We start from the raw sequence: 17875 nt of genomic DNA, 5'->3' as shown, positions 1-17875 counted from the left end.
CCCAAAATTTCCAATACAGATGAATTTAAAGACGGAAACTTTAAATTCAGAAAAAGTAAAAAGAAAAATAAATCTAATATTAAAAATCTGACATCTAATGTCTAATAACAAAAGAATTTTCGTAGAAAAAAGAGGAATTTTCGATGTTGAAAGTCCAAAAATTTTTGATGAAGTAAAAGCGGTTGTTCCGGCAGTTCAAAGCGTGAAAGTATACAATGTATATGATATTTTCAATCTGAATGAAGGAGAATTTGAAAAAGTGGTGAACAACACTTTCGTAGACCCTGTTACTGATATTTTGCATACAGAAAACCCTGCAAAAACAATTCATTTCGGAATGGAATTTTTGCCTGGCCAGTATGATCAGAGAGCAGACTCTGCGCAGCAGTGTATCGCTTTACTGACAGAAAATGAAAAATCAAAAGTAAGAAGTGGAAAATTAATTGAATTTGAAGGAGTTTCTGAAGCTGATCTGGTTAAAATCAAAGACCTTTTGATCAACAAAGTGGAATCTCAGGAAAAAGACTTATCTATTCTGGATATTCCTGCAGATGAAACCCCATCAAAAGTGATTATCCACGAAAATTTCATCAATTTCAATGACGCTGAACTTGAAAGTTTCTATAACAATCATGGTTTTGCATTAGGATTGGATGACCTGAAATTCATTCAGGAATATTTCAAGACCGAAGAGAGAAATCCTACGGAAACAGAATTAAAAGTATTAGACACCTATTGGAGCGACCACTGTCGTCACACTACATTTGAAACAGAATTGTCAGACATTCAGTTTGAAGGTCAGTTCAAACACACATTGGAAACGATCTTCAATGACTATATCGAAAAAAGAAAATTCTTAGGCCGTGAGCTGAAGCCAATTTCCCTAATGGATCTGGCAACAGTATGCGGTAAATATTTCCATAAAACTGGAAACCTGGATAATCTTGTTATTTCAGACGAGATCAATGCATGTACCATCCAGATCGAAGCTGAATACGATGGTAAAAAAGAACCTTGGTATTTATTATTCAAAAACGAAACACACAATCACCCTACAGAAATTGAACCGTTTGGTGGAGCATCAACGTGTTTGGGAGGAGCCATCAGAGATCCATTATCCGGAAGATCTTTCGTTTTCCAGGCGATGAGATTAACGGGTGCTGCAGACGTTTTAGAATCTGTTGACAAAACATTACCAGGGAAATTACCTCAGAAAACAATTACAAAACAGGCAGCCAACGGATATTCATCTTATGGTAACCAGATTGGTCTTGCTACTACAATGGTTTCTGAAATCTATGACGAAGGTTATAAAGCGAAAAGAATGGAAGTAGGTTTTGTTACCGGAGCTGTTCCTGTAGACTGGGTAAGACGTGAAAAACCTGAAAATGGTGATTCAATCATTATTTTAGGAGGAGCAACAGGTCGTGACGGAGTTGGAGGAGCAAGCGGAAGCTCAAAAGAGCAGGACGAGACTTCAATCCACACCATGAGTTCTGAAGTTCAGAAAGGGAATGCTGTAGAAGAACGTAAAATTCAGAGACTATTCAGAAATCCTGAAGTAACGAAGCTGATTAAAAAGTCAAATGACTTCGGAGCTGGAGGTGTTTCTGTAGCAATTGGTGAAATTGCAGACTCTTTAGAGGTAAACCTTGATGTATTACCATTAAAATATGAAGGATTAAACGGTACCGAACTGGCTATTTCTGAATCTCAGGAAAGAATGGCTGTGGTAGTAGATCCTCAGGATAAAGAAAAATTCATCAAATTCTGTGAAGCTGAAAACATTGTTGCTGTAGAAGTGGCAAAAGTGACAGATTCCGGAAGAATGCAGATGTTCTGGAAAGGAGACAAAATTGTAGACCTTTCAAGAGCTTTCTTAGACACCAACGGGTGTTCAAAATCTCAGGAAGTGAAAATCACTCACCTTGAAGACGTAAAAGAAGAAACGAAAGCTTTCACTGCAGAAAACTTCCTGAACATCTTAAAAGATAAAAACGTAGCTTCCCAAAAAGGGCTGTTGGAAATGTTTGACTCTTCCATTGGAGCGACTACAGTAGCCATGCCTTTAGGAGGGAAATATCAGCAGACCTTAATGGAAGGAAGTGTGCAGACACTACCGATTTTAGGAGCAAAAGATATTAAAACCGTTTCTTTGGCAAGCTGGGGATTCGATGCTGAAATTTCAAAACAAAACTCACTGTTAGGATCATCTTATGCCGTAGTTGAAAGTGTGGCGAAGATTGTTGCCATGGGAGGTGATTATAAAAATATCAGACTAAGCTTCCAGGAATACTTTGAAAAATTAGGACAGAACCCTGAAAAATGGGGTAAACCTTTAGCTTCACTTTTAGGAGCTTATGATGCTCAGATCAACTTAGGTCTGGCTGCCATTGGAGGTAAAGATTCCATGAGTGGAACATATCAGGATCTGAATGTTCCTCCAACCCTGATTTCTTTTGCATGTGCCAACGGAGATAAAGAAAATATCATCTCTCCTGAATTGAAAAATGCAGGAAACAAACTGTATTTCTTCAATCATATTGCTCAGGAAAACGGACTTCCAAACTATAATGCTTTAAAAGACGTTTTTGAATTCATTTTCGAAAACATCAAAGCAGGAAAAATCGTTTCTGTGAAAACAGTGAAAGAAGGAGGTCTTGCGGTAGCTTTAGCAAAAATGAGCTTCGGAAATAGATTAGGTGCTGAGGTTAATGCTGATGAAAATATAGTATTAGCTAAAAATATCGGTAGCTTAATCATTGAAGCAAAAGAAGAATTAAGCTTTACTGCTCTTCAGTTGATCGGAGAAGTAAAAGATTCTGGTATGGTAAAAATAAACGGTCTTGAATCCAATATCGTAGATCTTGTATCTGCTAATACCAATACATTCGAGAACCTTTTCCCGACAGTAGAAAAAGAAAAGATCACGGTTGAAATTGATGAAAAATCAAACTCAATCCACCCAAGAAATATTATCATTAAAAAACACGGAATTGCACAGCCTAAAGTTTTTGCTCCGGTATTCCCGGGAACCAACTGTGAGTATGATACGCTGAATGCATTCCAGAAAGAAGGTGCCGTAGTAAGCAGCTTACCTTTGATCAATATCAACCACCAGTTACTGGATGAAAGCATTGATGCTTGGGTTGAAGAGATCAGAACTTCTCAGATTCTGGCATTCTCAGGAGGTTTCTCCGCAGGTGACGAGCCGGATGGTTCTGCAAAATTCATTGTAAACGTTCTGAAAAACGAGAAAATGAAAAATGCAGTACACGAATTATTAGACAGAGACGGGATGATCATCGGGATCTGTAACGGATTCCAGGCATTGGTGAAATCAGGATTGCTGCCTTACGGAAGAATCAAAGATTTGGATGAGAACTCTCCGACATTGGCTCACAATGCGATCAGAAGACACATCTCTCAGATGGTAACAGTACAGGTAGTGAATGACGAAAGCCCTTGGTTAAAAGGAATGAAAGGACAAACTTTCACTATTCCTATTTCTCACGGGGAAGGACGTTTCATGGCTTCAGAAGAAGAAATCAAGAAATTGTATGAAAACGGACAAATTGCTACTCAATACATTGATCTTGATGGAAATATTGCCCACGGAATGCCATTCAACCCTAATAACTCATTATTCGGAATTGAAGGAGTTACCAGCCCATGTGGAAAGATCTACGGAAGAATGGGACACCCGGAGCGTTTTGCTGAAGGTCTCATGAAGAATATACCAACCGCGAATTATCATAATATATTCAAAAACGGTGTTGAATACTTCAAATAACAATACAAGAAAAATGATCGTCATCCATGGCGGTCATTTTTCGTCTTTAGGAGGTTTCTACGAAGAAGTTTCCAGTGTTCTGATGAAAGATACAGACTGGAAAGTAGGAACATTAGACGGATTTGATGATATTCTTTACGGAGGTTTCGGAATATTCGAAAACAAAGAAGAAATTGAAATCATCTGGAAAGAATCACAGAAGTCAAAAGAAGACTTAGGTTTTAAGGCTACCTGTGAATTCTATGAAAATAAAATCAGACAGGGAAAACCATTTAATATAGAATTAATTCAGCAGAAATTAGACGAATTAACTGAAGGAAAAGGGCAAACCCTTTTTGAAATCCTGATTGAAATTATAGAATCACATACGAATATTACGCTGAGCCTAGAATGATGAGTAATGAGTAATGAGTAATGAGTAATGAGTAATGAGTAATGAGTAATGAGTAATGAGTGCGGATTTTTAAACCGTTAAGAAGAATAAAGATTGTAAGGAAAGTTAATTCATCAATGATGAATAAGGTATTCTCTTTAATGATAACTTCAGCTATTACCTTAATAATTCTTCACTTCTTCAAAAATCTTAATGGTTCGAATAAGTGTATTCAACCAGGGTACAAATCGGTCTATAGCTAAGTAAAACGCCCTTGTGGACAAAAACATAAAATTAATATAAACACTTAGCGCCTTTTGCGTTAAAAATCACACAAATTGAAGAGAATTATTTCCCTTAAACAGTTTTTTCTTAATACTTTTACTTCAACAAAACAGGAAACAATAAAGTTGAATGAAGAAAATTATTTACGGGCTGTTCTTCGGTGACAGCATTACCTATGGAGAATATGACGGAGTTTTTGGTGGTTGGGTAGATATTCTGAAAAGATATGCCCTGCAGAAATTTCATGAAGGAAATGGAGATGAACTGATTCTCTTCAATCTCGGAATAGGAGGAGAAACCACAGAAGGATTACTGAAAAGAATACCTCACGAATTAAACGCAAGAAATTCCGCTGATGGAAATATTGTTTTTCTAAGTTACGGAGCCAACGATCTTGCAGTCAAAGATGGAGTACAGATCGTAGATCCTGAAAAATTTGAAAATAATATTAAAGAAGCTGTCGCACATGCCAGACAGTTTTCCGATACAATTTATCTTGTAAGCATTCTTCCTTTCTCTCAAAAAATAGATGGAGTTGTGGTGAGTTCTGGTAAAAAAAGAATCAATGAAGATGTCGTTGCTTATAATCAGATATTGAAAGATATCGCCACTGAAGACTCGCTGACCTATATTGATTTCTATTCCGCTTTCCTGCCGGATAAAGAGATACTGCTTTCTGCAGACGGTGTACATCCCAATGAAAAAGGTTATGGAATGATGGCCGAAATCGCAATCCCAATCATTGAAAAATATTTATAATGCCCAATTTATTTTCTTACGGAACGCTGCAAAAAGAGCAAGTTCAAATGGAAACCTTCGGAAGACTCTTACAAGGTGAAAAAGATATTTTATCCGGCTACAGATTAAATATGCTTGAAATTACAGATCCGGAAGTACTTCGAAAAAGCGGTCAGAAATACCATCCGGTTCTGGAGTTTTCAGGAAATGACAACGATCAGGTAGAAGGAGTGTTTTTTGAGGTGACAGAAGAAGAAATTCTTCAGGCAGACGAATATGAAGTTGATGATTACAAAAGAATCGAATCCGTTTTTAAATCCGGAAAAAAAGGGTTTATCTATGTAGGGAAATAGTCATTGCGGGCAAAGCGAAGCAATGATTAAATTCACTACTAAAATAATTCAATAGGGGTGGGCTTTAGCCCACTCATCCTAAAAAACATACTTCTATTGGCTTTAGCCAAAACTTTAAAAAACTACTGACATACCCTTGTCACAACCTGTCCTTATCTTTGCTCTATAACAAAGAATTAATAATGAATAACGTAAAAATAGAACCTTTTAAGGTAATTGGTATTTCAGTAAGAACAACTAATGAAAATGGACAGGCAGGAAAAGATATTCCGGTATTATGGGAAAAAATGATCAGTGAAGATATTCTCAATTCAATTCCTAATAAAATAGACAATACCATCTATTCTATCTACACAGATTACGAAAAAGACCACACAAAGCCTTATACAACAGTTCTCGGGTGTCAAGTAGAAAACCTTGATAATATTCCTGAAGGGATGGTGGGATATTCATTTGATGGTGGAGAATATTTAAAATTTACAGTCAATGGAGACCTTTCAAAAGATTTAGTCATCAATGAATGGATGAAAATCTGGAATATGGAGTTAGGAAGGATATTTACCGCAGATTTTGAAGTGTACGGAGAAAAAGCTCAAAATCCTTCCGATGCACAAGTTGATATCTTCATCGCTGTGAAATAAAAGATGAAAAAATAAAATATTTCTAGCTTTCACAAACTTTTGAACTGAAGAAGTGATATTCCCCTCCTCTGGAGGGGTGTCAAAAATTCAAAGAATTTTTGACGGGGTGGTTTAGCAGCATGTGTTAACAATCTCCCAATTTTAATTGAAAACATATTTCCAGTATACCAAAACGCCAACAATCACCGCTGCAATAGCTGTAAGGACTACAGCTCCTGCAGCAATATCTTTAATAAAGCCGATTCTTTTGTCAAAATCAGGTTGAATGATATCACAGATCTTTTCAATAGCAGTATTGAAAATTTCAGCACTTAAAACAGCGAATGAGGCGATAATAACCAAAGCGGTGTCTGTGCTGTTCAGTTTGAAATAAAAAATAAGAAAGAGATTAACAAAAAATGCGATGAACTCAATCTGGAAATTTCTTTCCGTTTTTACCATCATAAAAATACCTCTGAAAGCATGAAGAAAACTTTTATAAATAGGAGGTTTTTGCATGATTTTCAAACTTTTTTCACAAATATAGGTTTTGTATTTGATAAAAAAATGAATATCCGCTGAAATCTAAGCATAATATCAAGGCTCAAAACAAATTAAGGATCTTTGTTAAAAACTCCTCCATATTATTCTTTTCTTTGTTGTATGTATTTATTATATTTGTAGAAACTTATTTTATAAATCTATGAAATTTATTATTTCAAGTGGTGAACTGCAGAAGGCGTTGCAAACTGTAAGTGGCGTAATATCAAGCTCTCAATCGAGACCGATTTTAGAAAACTATCTTTTTGAATTAGACGGAAATAATGTTACCATTACAGCATCTGACGGCGAGACAACTCTTGTTACTTCTCTGGAAGTAAAGTCTGATGATACAGGTAAATTTGCTGTTCCTGCTAAAATTTTTCAGGATTTTATCAAGACATATGGTGAACAGCCTCTGACATTTGTTGTAAAAGACAATGCCGAAGGTACTGGAAGCCAGCTTGAGATTTTAGATGAAAAAGATAATTTCGCAGTAGCATTAGACAATGCTGATGATTATCCTGAATTACCGGAATTCGACGCTTCCCAAAGTGTAACGATGCCGGCAGGAGTTTTGTCTGAAGCTTTGACAAACACACTATTCGCTACAAGTAACGATTCCCTTCGTCCGGTAATGACAGGAGTGCTTTTCCAGTTTGGAGAAAATGAAACCAATTTCGTTTCTACAGACTCCCACAGATTGGTGGTGTACAAAAGAGCAGACCTGATGAATGCTGAGCCGATGGAGTTTATCATGCCTAAGAAACCTCTGAACATTTTTAAAAATATCCTGGCAAGTTCCAATGAAGACGTTACCATCGACTTCAATGAGAATATGGCTAAATTTACTTTTGGTAAGCACATCTGGATCTGTAGACTGATTGACGGAAAATATCCGAACTATACAGCGGTAATTCCAAAGGAAAATCCAAATGTATTGACAATCAACAGAAACCTGTTGTTAGGAGCGATCAAAAGAGCATCTATCATGTCTAACAAATCTACCAACCAGGTAAGATTCAAGCTTTCCGGAAATATTCTTCACCTTCATGCAGAAGATACTGAATATGCTAACAAAGCAGACATGCAGATTCCTTGCGACTATAACGGAGAAGATATCAATATCGGATTCAGCTCAAAATTCTTAACGGAAATGCTGACAATCTTAGGATCTGATGATATCACAATGAAAATGTCTCAGCCTAACAGACCAGGAATCATTGAACCTCTTGACGGTCTTGAAGAAAATGAAAATATCTTAATGTTATCAATGCCGGTAATCGGATTGTAATAGTAAGATAACAAATAATAGTAAGCCGGAATTTTCCGGCTTTTGTTTTTATGGAATATTGGTAATTCCTGAAAGAATAGAAAATATGTTTTTTTGTTTAAAACACGAATTACACAAATTTTTTCACAAAAATCACAAATGAAAACCATACGAATTGTGTTATTTGTGAGTCATTAGTGTCATTAGTGTTTAAAAAGGACTCATCATGAAAATAAAAGTACAGCCTTACCACACCTCAGATTTTCCCTCAGAATTGACTACGGAAAACTACAGTGTCATTCTGTGGAAAGGAGCTGGTGTTTTCTCTGTAGATGATATCAACTACTCTTACAGCGGATATAATATTCTATTTCTTTCCCCTTACCAGAAGGTTAAACTGGTTTCGGAATCTAATGAGACGATTCATATGCTTTTCTTTCATGGCGATTATTACTGTATAGAATATCATAAAGAGGAAGTGGCTTGTAATGGACTTCTCTTCAATAATATTTATCTGAATCCGGGCATTGAGCTGTCAGAAGAGAGGTATCATTATATTCTTGAGCTTTATAACCATATTAAAAAAGAAGAATCTGAGAAACATCCATTTTCGGAATCTATTATAAAAACCTATATTCAGCTTATTCTTGCTATTGGAAGCAAACAGAAAAGCAGTATTGAAAACAATGTGGTTTCTCATGAAAAGCTTCACAATAAAAACGCAGTAGAATTTCAAAAACTATTGGAATCCTATTTTAAAACGGAAAAAGAACTATCATTTTACAGTGATAAACTCAATATTACTAATAATACATTAAGTAAAGCAGTAAAGAAAGAATTTTCTAAAAGACCAACTCAGCTTATCAATGAGAGAATTATTCTGGAATCTAAAAAACTACTGCATTTAACCTACAGATCTGTGAAGGAAATTGCTGCAGAATTAGGATTTGCAGATGAATTTTATTTCAGCAGGTATTTCAAAAAATCAGTAGGATGCTCCCCTAAAAATTACAGAGAAAAAGTAGGAATATCCGTAGTGGCGAAAATGTCCATGTAATGTCCTAAAATGTCTATGTTGGTGCTGCAGGCATGTGAATACCTTTGGTAAAAAATAAATCACATGCAAAACAACAGACTTTATCACCAATTATTACAATTGGATAATTACTTTTTCAATTTTCTCAGAATTTCAATTTTCATCGTTATGGCCTGGATTGGAAGCTTGAAAGCTTTTCATTATGAAGCGGATGGAATTGTACCTTTCGTAGCCAACAGCCCTTTGATGAGTTTCTTTTACAAAAATGCAGATCATAAAGTCTTCAATGAAGATAAAAAGCTTGTTGCAGAATATACTCTGTATAAAAATCCTGAAGGGAAAGCGATCCAGAAAAATATTGACTGGCATAAGGAAAACAGAACGTATACCTTTTCCTATGGTTTGGGATCAATGATTGTTGTTATCGGATTTTTGGTGCTGTTAGGAATCTGGTCTCCTAAAATAGGAGCCGTTGGAGGTGTTTTAACATTTTTAATGTCATTCGTCACACTATCATTTCTGATCACAACGCCGGAAGTATATGTACCCAATCTGGGTGGAGATTATGCGACGCCTCAGTATGGTTTTCCCTATTTGTCAGGAGCAGGACGTCTTGTATTGAAGGATATTATCATGATGGCCGGAGGATTGGTATTATTTTCTGATAGCCTTAAGAAGCTGGTGAGACCGTTGGATCAATAGATTCCCGAATCCGTAACAGAGGGATTAACGAAAATTTATTATCTTAAAATCGCTTGTAAATTTCTCTATTTCTCAAAAAAACACGACATTTGTAGCTCGAAAATCACACCGGAAAAGGTGTGGGATTTCAAATAAAAGTTTCAAAATAGAGCAGGTGAAATCTTAGAACTCATCTGACGAATTAAATAAGTAGATAGATTAACAAATGAAAATATCAAACAACTGGCTGAAGGACTTTGTAAAAACGGAATCAAAAACTGAAAGAATCGGTGAATTCCTTACAGATATTGGTCTTGAGGTTGAAGGGATAGATAAATTTGAAAGTGTAAGAGGCAGCCTGGAAGGAATCGTTGTAGGTAAAGTACTGACTTGCGAAAAACATCCTAATGCTGACAAACTGAAGAAGACAACAGTAGATGTAGGAAACGGAAAAGTGTTGAACATTGTTTGCGGAGCTCCTAATGTTGAGGCTGGACAAACTGTTCCTGTAGCCGTTGTCGGAACAAAAATCTATGACAAAACCGGAAACTTTTTTGAAATTAAAGAAGCTAAAATCAGAGGAGAGGTTTCTCAGGGAATGATCTGTGCAGAAGATGAACTAGGTCTTAGTGAAGATCATGGAGGAATCATGGTGCTGGATGAAACCAAATATGAATTAGGAAAAAACTTTGCAGACTATTTTGAGCTTACCAATGATGAGGTTTTTGAAATCGGATTAACACCAAACAGAACAGATGCTATGTCTCACTATGGTGTTGCCAGAGATTTACATGCCTATCTTTCTACCAATCAATTGAAATCTCAATTCAATAAAGTAGCTTCTGAAGTTTTGAATAATGAGGGAACTCATGATTTCAAACTGGAAATTGAAGATGCTGAATTGTGTCCAAGATATATCGGAGCTGTTATTGAAAACGTAAAAGTTGCAGAATCACCATCTTGGTTGAAAGACAGACTGAAAGCAATTGGACTTAGCCCAATCAATAATGTTGTAGATATTACCAACTATATTCTTCACGGGTACGGGCAGCCGCTTCACGCTTTTGATGCAGATAAAATTGCAGATAAGAAAGTAAAAGTAGGAGTAGTAAAACCGGGAACAAAATTTACGACTTTAGATGGTGTTGAAAGAACATTGAATGGTTCTGAAATCATGATCAAAGACGGTAAAGATAAGCCAATGTGTATTGCCGGAGTATTCGGTGGTGAGAACTCAGGAGTATCTGAAACAACAAAAACAATATTCCTTGAAAGTGCTTACTTCAATCCGATTGCTGTAAGAAAAGGGGCTAAAGCGCACAGCTTGAATACCGATGCTTCTTTCAGATTTGAAAGAGGAGTAGACCCGAACCTTACAAGAACAGCCATCACTCATGCTATTAAAATGATTCAGGAAATTGCTGAAGGTAAATTAGTAGGAGAGTTACTGGAAGAATATCCTAAGAAAATAGAAGACAACTATGTGATTATCAGGTTTTCTAAAATTGAACAGATTTTAGGAACAAAAATTCACAGAGAAAAAGTAAAAGAAATCTTAAAAGCGTTGGAAATTCAGGTTTTAAATGAAATTCCTAACGGTTTCGAAATCTCTGTTCCTGCTTACAGAGCAGATGTGACAAGAGAAATTGATGTGATTGAAGAGATTTTAAGAATCTACGGATACAATAAAATTGATGCACCACAGAAGTTTTCATTTACGCCGGTTAAGCTGAGTACTAACGATCAGGATGAACTGGAAAATAACTGGGCAAGAACTTTACAAGGCCTTGGTTTCAATGAAGTAATGAACAACTCATTAACTTCTGTAAAAGACGAAACAGATGCTGTAAAACTATTGAACCCTTTAAGCGGTGATCTGGCATTCATGAGAAAGTCTTTATTAGAAGGACTTCTTCAGAATACAGTATATAACATCAACAGAAAGAATCAGGATATCAAATTCTTCGAATTAGGAAAAATTTATCACAAAAAAGATAAATATGAAGAAAGAAAACAACTGGCATTACTGGTTTCTGGAAGAGATGTTGCAGAAAACTGGCTTCAGCCAAAATCTGTGGTAAGTTTCTATAACCTTAAAGCTTACGTAAAAGTTTTATTGGAAAGACTTGCTGTAGATTACAAAGAAGTTGCTCTTTCTGACGAAAGATTCTCTGATGCATTGGCATACGAGGCAGAAGGTAAAACTTTGGTAAGAATAGGAAAAGTAGCACCTGCTTTGTTAAAAGACTTTGATATTGATCAGGAATGTTTCTACGCTGAAATTGAATTGGAATATGCTCAGGAATTACGTTCTAAAAATGAATTGAAATTCAAAGACATTCCGAAGTTCAACAAAATCAGAAGAGACTTAGCTTTATTGATTGATAAAACAGTAAACTATCAGGATTTATATCAGACAGCTAAAAAGAACAAATCTCCATTTATTAAGAATATTAACCTATTCGATGTATATGAGGGTAAAAATCTTCCGGAAGGTAAGAAGTCTTATGCAATGAGCTTCGAGCTATTGAACGAAGAGAAAACACTGGAAGAAAAAGAGATTACCGAAGTAATGGATTCTCTGATCAAAGCTTTCCAGAAAGAATTCAACGCTGAGTTGAGATCTTAATACTTGAAAATACTTATTTCAATATAATAGAAACGGACTTTTTAAAAGTCCGTTTTTTGTTTTAAAATATGAATAGTGTATTCATGTTCGTAGGTTTCGGCTAAAGCCAATTGAATATTGGTTTTAAGTAAAAACGGGCTAAAGCCCGTTCCTATTGAATTGTGTTTTATTGCATATTTTCTTATGATTCGGTAGTGGTCTATCCACAATCTTTGTCACTCCGTAGGAGTCTCGGCGCAGTAAGTTTTCAGATACTAAGTATAATATAGATTTTTTCAGAATGACAAAGGCAATGCTATAACTTTAGTGCAGATAAAGTTCTTATGTCTTAACGCTTCAACCCTTTTTTGATTATCAAGAGCGTAAAAATAATTCGGAAAAATATTCGAAATATCAACTGTTAAAGAATAATAAAATTCACGGCAACCCGTTTAAATAATATAATTTCCGTAAATTTGGGTTAATTCAAAAAGAAAAAAATGAAAAATCTTTTTTTAAGTATATGTACAGCTGCAGTATTGGCTTCATGTGGATCCATGACAAGCCCGTCTGCATCTAAAGTAGGAAAAGCTCAGCCTGCTCTTGCCAGCACAAAATGGACTTTGGCTGAAACGGTAAAAGGTAAAGTTCCAACATTGAATATTGAAGGAGAAAAGATCACTGGAAATGCAGGATGCAACAACTATTTCGGAACGGCTACAATAGATCCGTCTACAGGTAGTTTTACAGCTGGACAGATGGGATCTACGAAAATGATGTGCAGCAACATCGGAGTAGAGCAGAACTTTATGGATATGATGGGAAAGGCTAACAAATATGTGGTTTCCGGAAATACTTTAGAATTGTACAAAGACAATCTTTTGCTATTGAAATTTACAAAATCAGAATAAAAAAACAAAAGGAACTCAATTGAGTTCCTTTTTTATGTTTAGAGTGTTATTAATCTTCCTCTTCTTCGTCGTACTTAGCCAACTCTTCGTCGCACCATTTGAACGCTGCTTCTACTACTTTAGTAGCCTCGTCTGCCATCGTTTCTTCATCATCACCTTCAAGATCATCTAACCACTCAACTTCTTCTTCCTCAACGTTTAGGATAAATCTTGGATATTCTGTATGAACTACGAATAGATCCTCTGGAAACTCCGAATTATCTGCTAATAAAAACTTTGGTAATTTCATTTTTTTAATGTTTTAACTTTCTCAAAGATAATTAAAATTATTGATTTAAGATGACTTCAAAAACATTTTTGAAACTTTTTCAGCTTTTTTGCTTTCAGAATAATCGTAGAACCCTTCTCCTGATTTTACACCCAGTTTTCCGGCTGTCACCATATTTACAAGCAATGGGTTTGGAGCATACTTAGGATTTTTGAAACCGTCATACATTACGTTTAGAATGGCAAGGCATACATCAAGACCAATAAAGTCTGCCAGTTGAAGTGGACCCATCGGATGAGCCATTCCCAATTTCATTACCGTATCAATTTCTTCTACACCTGCCACTCCGTTATAAAGTGTTTCGATAGATTCATTAATCATTGGCATTAGAATTCTGTTTGCCACAAAACCCGGATAATCATTTACCTCTACAGGAACTTTACCCAAAGTTTTACTCATTTCATAAATTGAATCAAAAGTTTCTTTGGAAGTAGAATATCCTTTGATGATTTCTACCAGTTTCATAATTGGAACCGGGTTCATGAAGTGCATACCGATTACTTTGTCGGCTCTTTTGGTAGCCGCAGCAATTTTTGTAATAGAAATAGAAGAAGTGTTGGTTGCAAGGATACAGTTGGCTGGAGCGAGTTCATCCATTTGACCGAAGATCTTTAATTTAAGATCAAGGTTTTCGGTAGCTGCCTCTACAATAAGGTCTGCTGCACCTGCTGCATCATTCAATCCTGTAAAAGTAGTGATGTTACCTAAAGTTTCAGCCTTTTGCTCCTCTGTAAGGTTTCCTTTTGCAATGATTCTGTCAAGATTGGTAGTAATGGTTTTTAAACCTCTGTCCAAAGCTTCCTGGGATACATCTACAAGATTTACTTTAAAACCGCTTTGTGCGAAAGTATGTGCAATACCATTCCCCATGGTTCCCGCTCCGATAACTACAATGTTTTTGATCATTTTTCCTTTATTTTTTATAGATAGTTAAATTTTTTACGTCTGTAAGATCTGATTGTGTGACAACAGCTGTAGAGTCAAAGGAAACATTTCCGGTACTTTGACTTTTCTTATTATTGTTCTGGTTGGAAACAGTAGCCGTTAATCCTCTTATCAATCGTTTTTTCTGATTTTTTGTAAGAAAGTCTGTGCCAACGTATAACGTAAATTCACCTTCTCTTCCCATCCCTTTCTGGATAAGGACTTCCATACTTTTTATCTGGCTTTTGTTCTTAAATTCTTTCAGAAAGCTCATCACAGGTTTATCAGAGGCAGGACCACAGCATACACTTCTGTAGCTGATCTCTAAATAATTCTGATTCTTCTGCGAATAAAAGAATGTAAAAGCAAATAGAGCCGTTGTTATTATTATTTTTTTCATGTTAAATCGCTTTAAAAATAAGCTTAAAATTTTACTTATTAAAATATTCCCAAACCTCTCTGGAAATATCTGAAATCATCCTGCAGTTAACAGCATCCGTTTCCGTTGAATTACTGACAAATACAGCTAATGCATAGTGCTTGCCATTAGGTAAAGTAATGATTCCTATTTCATTTTCTGCACCCGTTAGACCCGCATTATTCTTCCCTGAAGCTCCCGTTTTTCTTGCCACAGGCGTATTTTTGGGAAGCTGTTCCACTATTTTATTCATTCCCGTTGAGGTAGACCATAGTACTTTCATCAGATAATCTGTCGACTTTTTTGATAGTAATTTCCCATCATAGAACTTTTTAAGGACATCAATTGCTGATTTTGTAGTGCTGTAATTTTCATATTGAACATTCCAGTCTTTATGCATGTCTTCTTCGTTATATTTGATCTGAAATCCTTTTACCCCTTTTGAATCCATAAACTTCTGAACAGTCTGGGTTCCTCCCAATAATTTGAGAAGAATATCACAGCCGTTGTTATCACTTTTGGCAACCGTATATTCAATCACTTCACTTAAAGGAATTTCAACATTTCCTCCAGGATATTGATCACGAAGCGGCGACCATGTATTTTCTAATAAATTGGATTTGTCCAGTACAACTTTCTGATCCAGAGAAAGTTTTCCCTGATCTACAAAATTCAGAACCGCTGCGGCAATGTGAAACTTGAATACACTTTGCATAGGAAGCTTTTTATCTGCATTTTTATCATATTTAAAGCCATTTTCAAAACCTAAGACCGAAACGCTCACTGTCGCTTTCTTGTTCTTAAGAATTGAATTTATTTTTTGTTCTAATAAAGAGGTCTGAGCAAAGGTAAATGCTGAGATCAGAAGGAAAAATAGTGCTGTTTTTTTCATAGTATGATCATTAAAAAAGCCCTCTTCTGAAGATCGGAAGAGAGCTGCAATTTAAGACAATTATTACTATTTTAATTCAAAATAATTCAGATTGACACCATCATTTTCAAAGACAATTCTGATTTTATTTTCTCCTTTCTGTAAGGTGATATTTTTGGCTGAAACCATTTTCCAGTTTTCATTTCCTCCTGTTGATACAAGTGAAATCGTCGCTAAAACTTTTCCGGAAGCCGTTTCAATTCTTATTTTAGAATCATTGGCTGATGCATATCGGATGTCAAACGTATAATTTTTATCTCCTTTTGACTGGATTGTATATTGAAGCCATTCTCCGGATTCTGTTTTTCCTACATAATATTGGTTGGTAACCTTATCATTACATTGATAAATATCTACGCCATCATTTCTCATCTGTTGTCCGGAGTTCCATTCCGATCTTTTTGCCGGATCACTCACCCAAAGATTGATGAAATCTTTATCAAGATAAGCTGCACCCATTCTTCCCAAATCATATTCTGAAGCGAATATTCTTCCCGGAGCCTGATGATTTCTGAAAGGTTTTGTAGAAGCATCTGTAATCTGTCTGAACATGGCGTCAATCACATCTCTTTTAATCTCAGTGTTGTTCAGTTTATAATTATCAGCAATCTGTAGTAAAGCTTTTTTAGCATACTCTTTAGATGGCTTTTCACCTCCGTTTTTCCAGTAATCCAATAACTTTTCATATTCAGGAGTAATTTTTACATTGGTAATTCCTGCAATATTATCAATCTTTTTCATTGGCCAGAAGGCATATCCGATATTATGCTTACCCAAAAGCTGAATCAACTCAGTAAACCATACATTGGAATTCTCACCGGTTTCTCCAAGCCAGATCGGCATATTGTGCTTCTCTCTGAGATCCAATGCGAATTTCAAGGTTTGATCATCATTATAATTCCAGTATTTATGAAAACTGAAAGCCATATTATTATCCCAGATAGCCGGAAGTCCGTTATAATTATTTCCCCAGCCGTTTCCTTCAATAAAAATAATATGCTTCTTATCAACTTCTCTAATGGCTGCAGTGATGTCCTTTTGAAGTTTCCAAAGCGGAGCATTAGACAATTCATCCGTACCATTAGGATTTTTACCCGTGAAATTAATATTGGGCTCGTTAATCAGGTCATACCCTCCAATCCATGGATTATCTTTATATCTTTCGGCCAGTTTTTTCCAAAGCGCAATCGTTTTTCTCTGGTTTTCTTCATTGGCCCAAAGTGAAGGCTTAGACTTATCATTATCAGAGATGTTCGCATCATTGCCCTGACCTCCCGGAGCAGCATGAAGATCCAGAATCAGGTATATTTTGTTATCTGTACACCATTGAAGAAGATCATCAGTCATTTTAAAACCTTCCTCCAGCCACGTATCTTTTCCTTTGACAGCCTCCTTTTCAATCGGTAATGTATAAAGATTGTAATGCATCGGAAGCCTGATAGAATTAAATCCAGCTTTGGCTAAAAAGTCAATATCCTGCTTGGTGATTCCATTTTTAAGATAAGCTTTGTAGAACTCATTCATTCCATCTTCGCCAATTAATTCAGCAATTTTCTCTTTAATCTTATACTGAGGTCCTGCAAAATCAGCAGTTTTCAGCATATATCCTTCCTGAAGCATCCAACCGCCAAGTCCAAGACCTTTCAATTGAATATTTTCACCTTTATCATTAACGATTTTTTGCCCTGAAGTCTTCAGTAATTGTGATGTCCCAAATTGAGACAATAAAAGTGCGGATAATAGAATGGCTCTTTTCATAGTAGTTTCAATGGTTTAAAATAATAGGGAAATATTAGAAATTATAATGAATGATGGCAGCACCAGATGAACCTGTATTCAGTTCATTGAGTTTGCCCGATATCCATATATGTAAAACAAAATCTTTCAATACTTTATTGAATTATTCCTCAAATATATTGTTTTTTTATTTTGAAAAGGATTTTTTATTAATAAATCAGTAATTATTGATGAAAAGTTTTTATTCTCTTGATATTTAAGAACAGAGATTTATTGCCTCAATTGTGAACCCAGAAATGAAAATGCTACCTCATAACCAATTTTTT

The 17875-nt window shown here is 35.7% G+C and carries 16 protein-coding genes; 10 read left to right on the top strand and 6 right to left on the bottom strand.

From position 1 onward, the window contains the following. Positions 1–97 precede the first annotated feature (97 nt). The 5 genes from BUE84_RS14255 to BUE84_RS14235 all read left to right on the top strand — a co-directional run bounded on the left by BUE84_RS14255 (position 98) and on the right by BUE84_RS14235 (position 6183). Entirely contained in the window at positions 98–3793 is a 3696-nt protein-coding gene (locus BUE84_RS14255; protein WP_079242208.1) for a phosphoribosylformylglycinamidine synthase, read from the top strand. Beyond that, the gene (locus tag BUE84_RS14250) at positions 3774–4187 is read left to right on the top strand and encodes a ribonuclease inhibitor (protein ID WP_079242207.1); all 414 of its coding nucleotides are present in this window, start codon (positions 3774–3776) and stop codon (positions 4185–4187) included. The genes BUE84_RS14255 and BUE84_RS14250 overlap by 20 nt, the downstream gene beginning before the upstream one ends. A 393-nt stretch (positions 4188–4580) precedes the next feature. Then, positions 4581–5210, top strand: a complete 630-nt coding sequence (locus BUE84_RS14245; RefSeq protein WP_079242206.1) for an SGNH/GDSL hydrolase family protein — start codon at positions 4581–4583, stop codon at positions 5208–5210. Continuing rightward, the gene (locus tag BUE84_RS14240; RefSeq protein WP_079242205.1) at positions 5210–5542 is read left to right on the top strand and encodes a gamma-glutamylcyclotransferase family protein; all 333 of its coding nucleotides are present in this window, start codon (positions 5210–5212) and stop codon (positions 5540–5542) included. Before BUE84_RS14245 ends, BUE84_RS14240 begins: the two co-directional genes overlap by 1 nt. A 182-nt stretch (positions 5543–5724) precedes the next feature. After that, positions 5725–6183 (top strand): GyrI-like domain-containing protein, encoded by a 459-nt coding sequence (locus tag BUE84_RS14235; protein WP_079242204.1) that lies wholly within the window; start codon positions 5725–5727, stop codon positions 6181–6183. Between the two features lie 141 nt (positions 6184–6324). Here the strand turns inward: BUE84_RS14235 and BUE84_RS14230 are convergent, their stop codons facing one another. Then, entirely contained in the window at positions 6325–6681 is a 357-nt protein-coding gene (locus BUE84_RS14230; protein ID WP_079242203.1) for a diacylglycerol kinase family protein, read from the bottom strand. 184 nt (positions 6682–6865) lie between these two features. On the opposite strand from BUE84_RS14230, the gene dnaN reads away from it, so the two are divergent. From dnaN to BUE84_RS14205, 5 genes are all read left to right on the top strand, one after another. Then, entirely contained in the window at positions 6866–7996 is a 1131-nt protein-coding gene (gene dnaN / locus BUE84_RS14225; protein WP_034699704.1) for a DNA polymerase III subunit beta, read from the top strand. Between the two features lie 205 nt (positions 7997–8201). Next, positions 8202–9032: an AraC family transcriptional regulator gene (locus BUE84_RS14220; protein WP_079242202.1), complete on the top strand. Its 831-nt coding sequence runs from the start codon at positions 8202–8204 to the stop codon at positions 9030–9032. Positions 9033–9095: 63 nt separating this feature from the next. Beyond that, positions 9096–9713, top strand: coding sequence for a DUF417 family protein (locus BUE84_RS14215; RefSeq protein WP_079242201.1), 618 nt, complete (start codon positions 9096–9098; stop codon positions 9711–9713). A 205-nt stretch (positions 9714–9918) separates the two neighbouring features. Next, complete coding sequence (gene pheT, locus BUE84_RS14210; RefSeq protein WP_079242200.1) at positions 9919–12321, top strand: phenylalanine--tRNA ligase subunit beta; 2403 nt, start codon at positions 9919–9921, stop codon at positions 12319–12321. Positions 12322–12800: 479 nt separating this feature from the next. Next, the gene (locus BUE84_RS14205; RefSeq protein WP_047433591.1) at positions 12801–13211 is read left to right on the top strand and encodes an META domain-containing protein; all 411 of its coding nucleotides are present in this window, start codon (positions 12801–12803) and stop codon (positions 13209–13211) included. Positions 13212–13260: 49 nt separating this feature from the next. On the opposite strand, the gene BUE84_RS14200 is transcribed toward BUE84_RS14205, so the two are convergent. The 5 genes from BUE84_RS14200 to BUE84_RS14180 form a co-directional block, all read right to left on the bottom strand. Further along, complete coding sequence (locus BUE84_RS14200) at positions 13261–13500, bottom strand: hypothetical protein (RefSeq protein WP_002977986.1); 240 nt, start codon at positions 13498–13500, stop codon at positions 13261–13263. A 45-nt stretch (positions 13501–13545) separates the two neighbouring features. Next, entirely contained in the window at positions 13546–14442 is an 897-nt protein-coding gene (locus BUE84_RS14195; protein WP_185117028.1) for a 3-hydroxybutyryl-CoA dehydrogenase, read from the bottom strand. A 10-nt stretch (positions 14443–14452) separates the two neighbouring features. Then, complete coding sequence (locus tag BUE84_RS14190; RefSeq protein WP_079242198.1) at positions 14453–14863, bottom strand: hypothetical protein; 411 nt, start codon at positions 14861–14863, stop codon at positions 14453–14455. Positions 14864–14894: 31 nt separating this feature from the next. After that, positions 14895–15773 carry a CGA/CIA family class A beta-lactamase gene (gene bla-A / locus BUE84_RS14185; RefSeq protein ID WP_079242197.1) on the bottom strand — a complete coding sequence of 293 codons (879 nt, stop codon included), beginning with the start codon at positions 15771–15773 and terminating at the stop codon, positions 14895–14897. A 66-nt stretch (positions 15774–15839) separates the two neighbouring features. After that, positions 15840–17570, bottom strand: a complete 1731-nt coding sequence (locus tag BUE84_RS14180) for a cellulase family glycosylhydrolase (protein WP_079242196.1) — start codon at positions 17568–17570, stop codon at positions 15840–15842. Between the last annotated feature and the right edge of the window lie 305 nt (positions 17571–17875).

It is taken from the genome of Chryseobacterium indologenes, assembly GCF_002025665.1.
GTDB lineage: Bacteria > Bacteroidota > Bacteroidia > Flavobacteriales > Weeksellaceae > Chryseobacterium > Chryseobacterium metallicongregator.
Note: the sequence above shows the minus strand (reverse complement) of the source record. Positions and strands in the feature narration are given on the sequence as shown.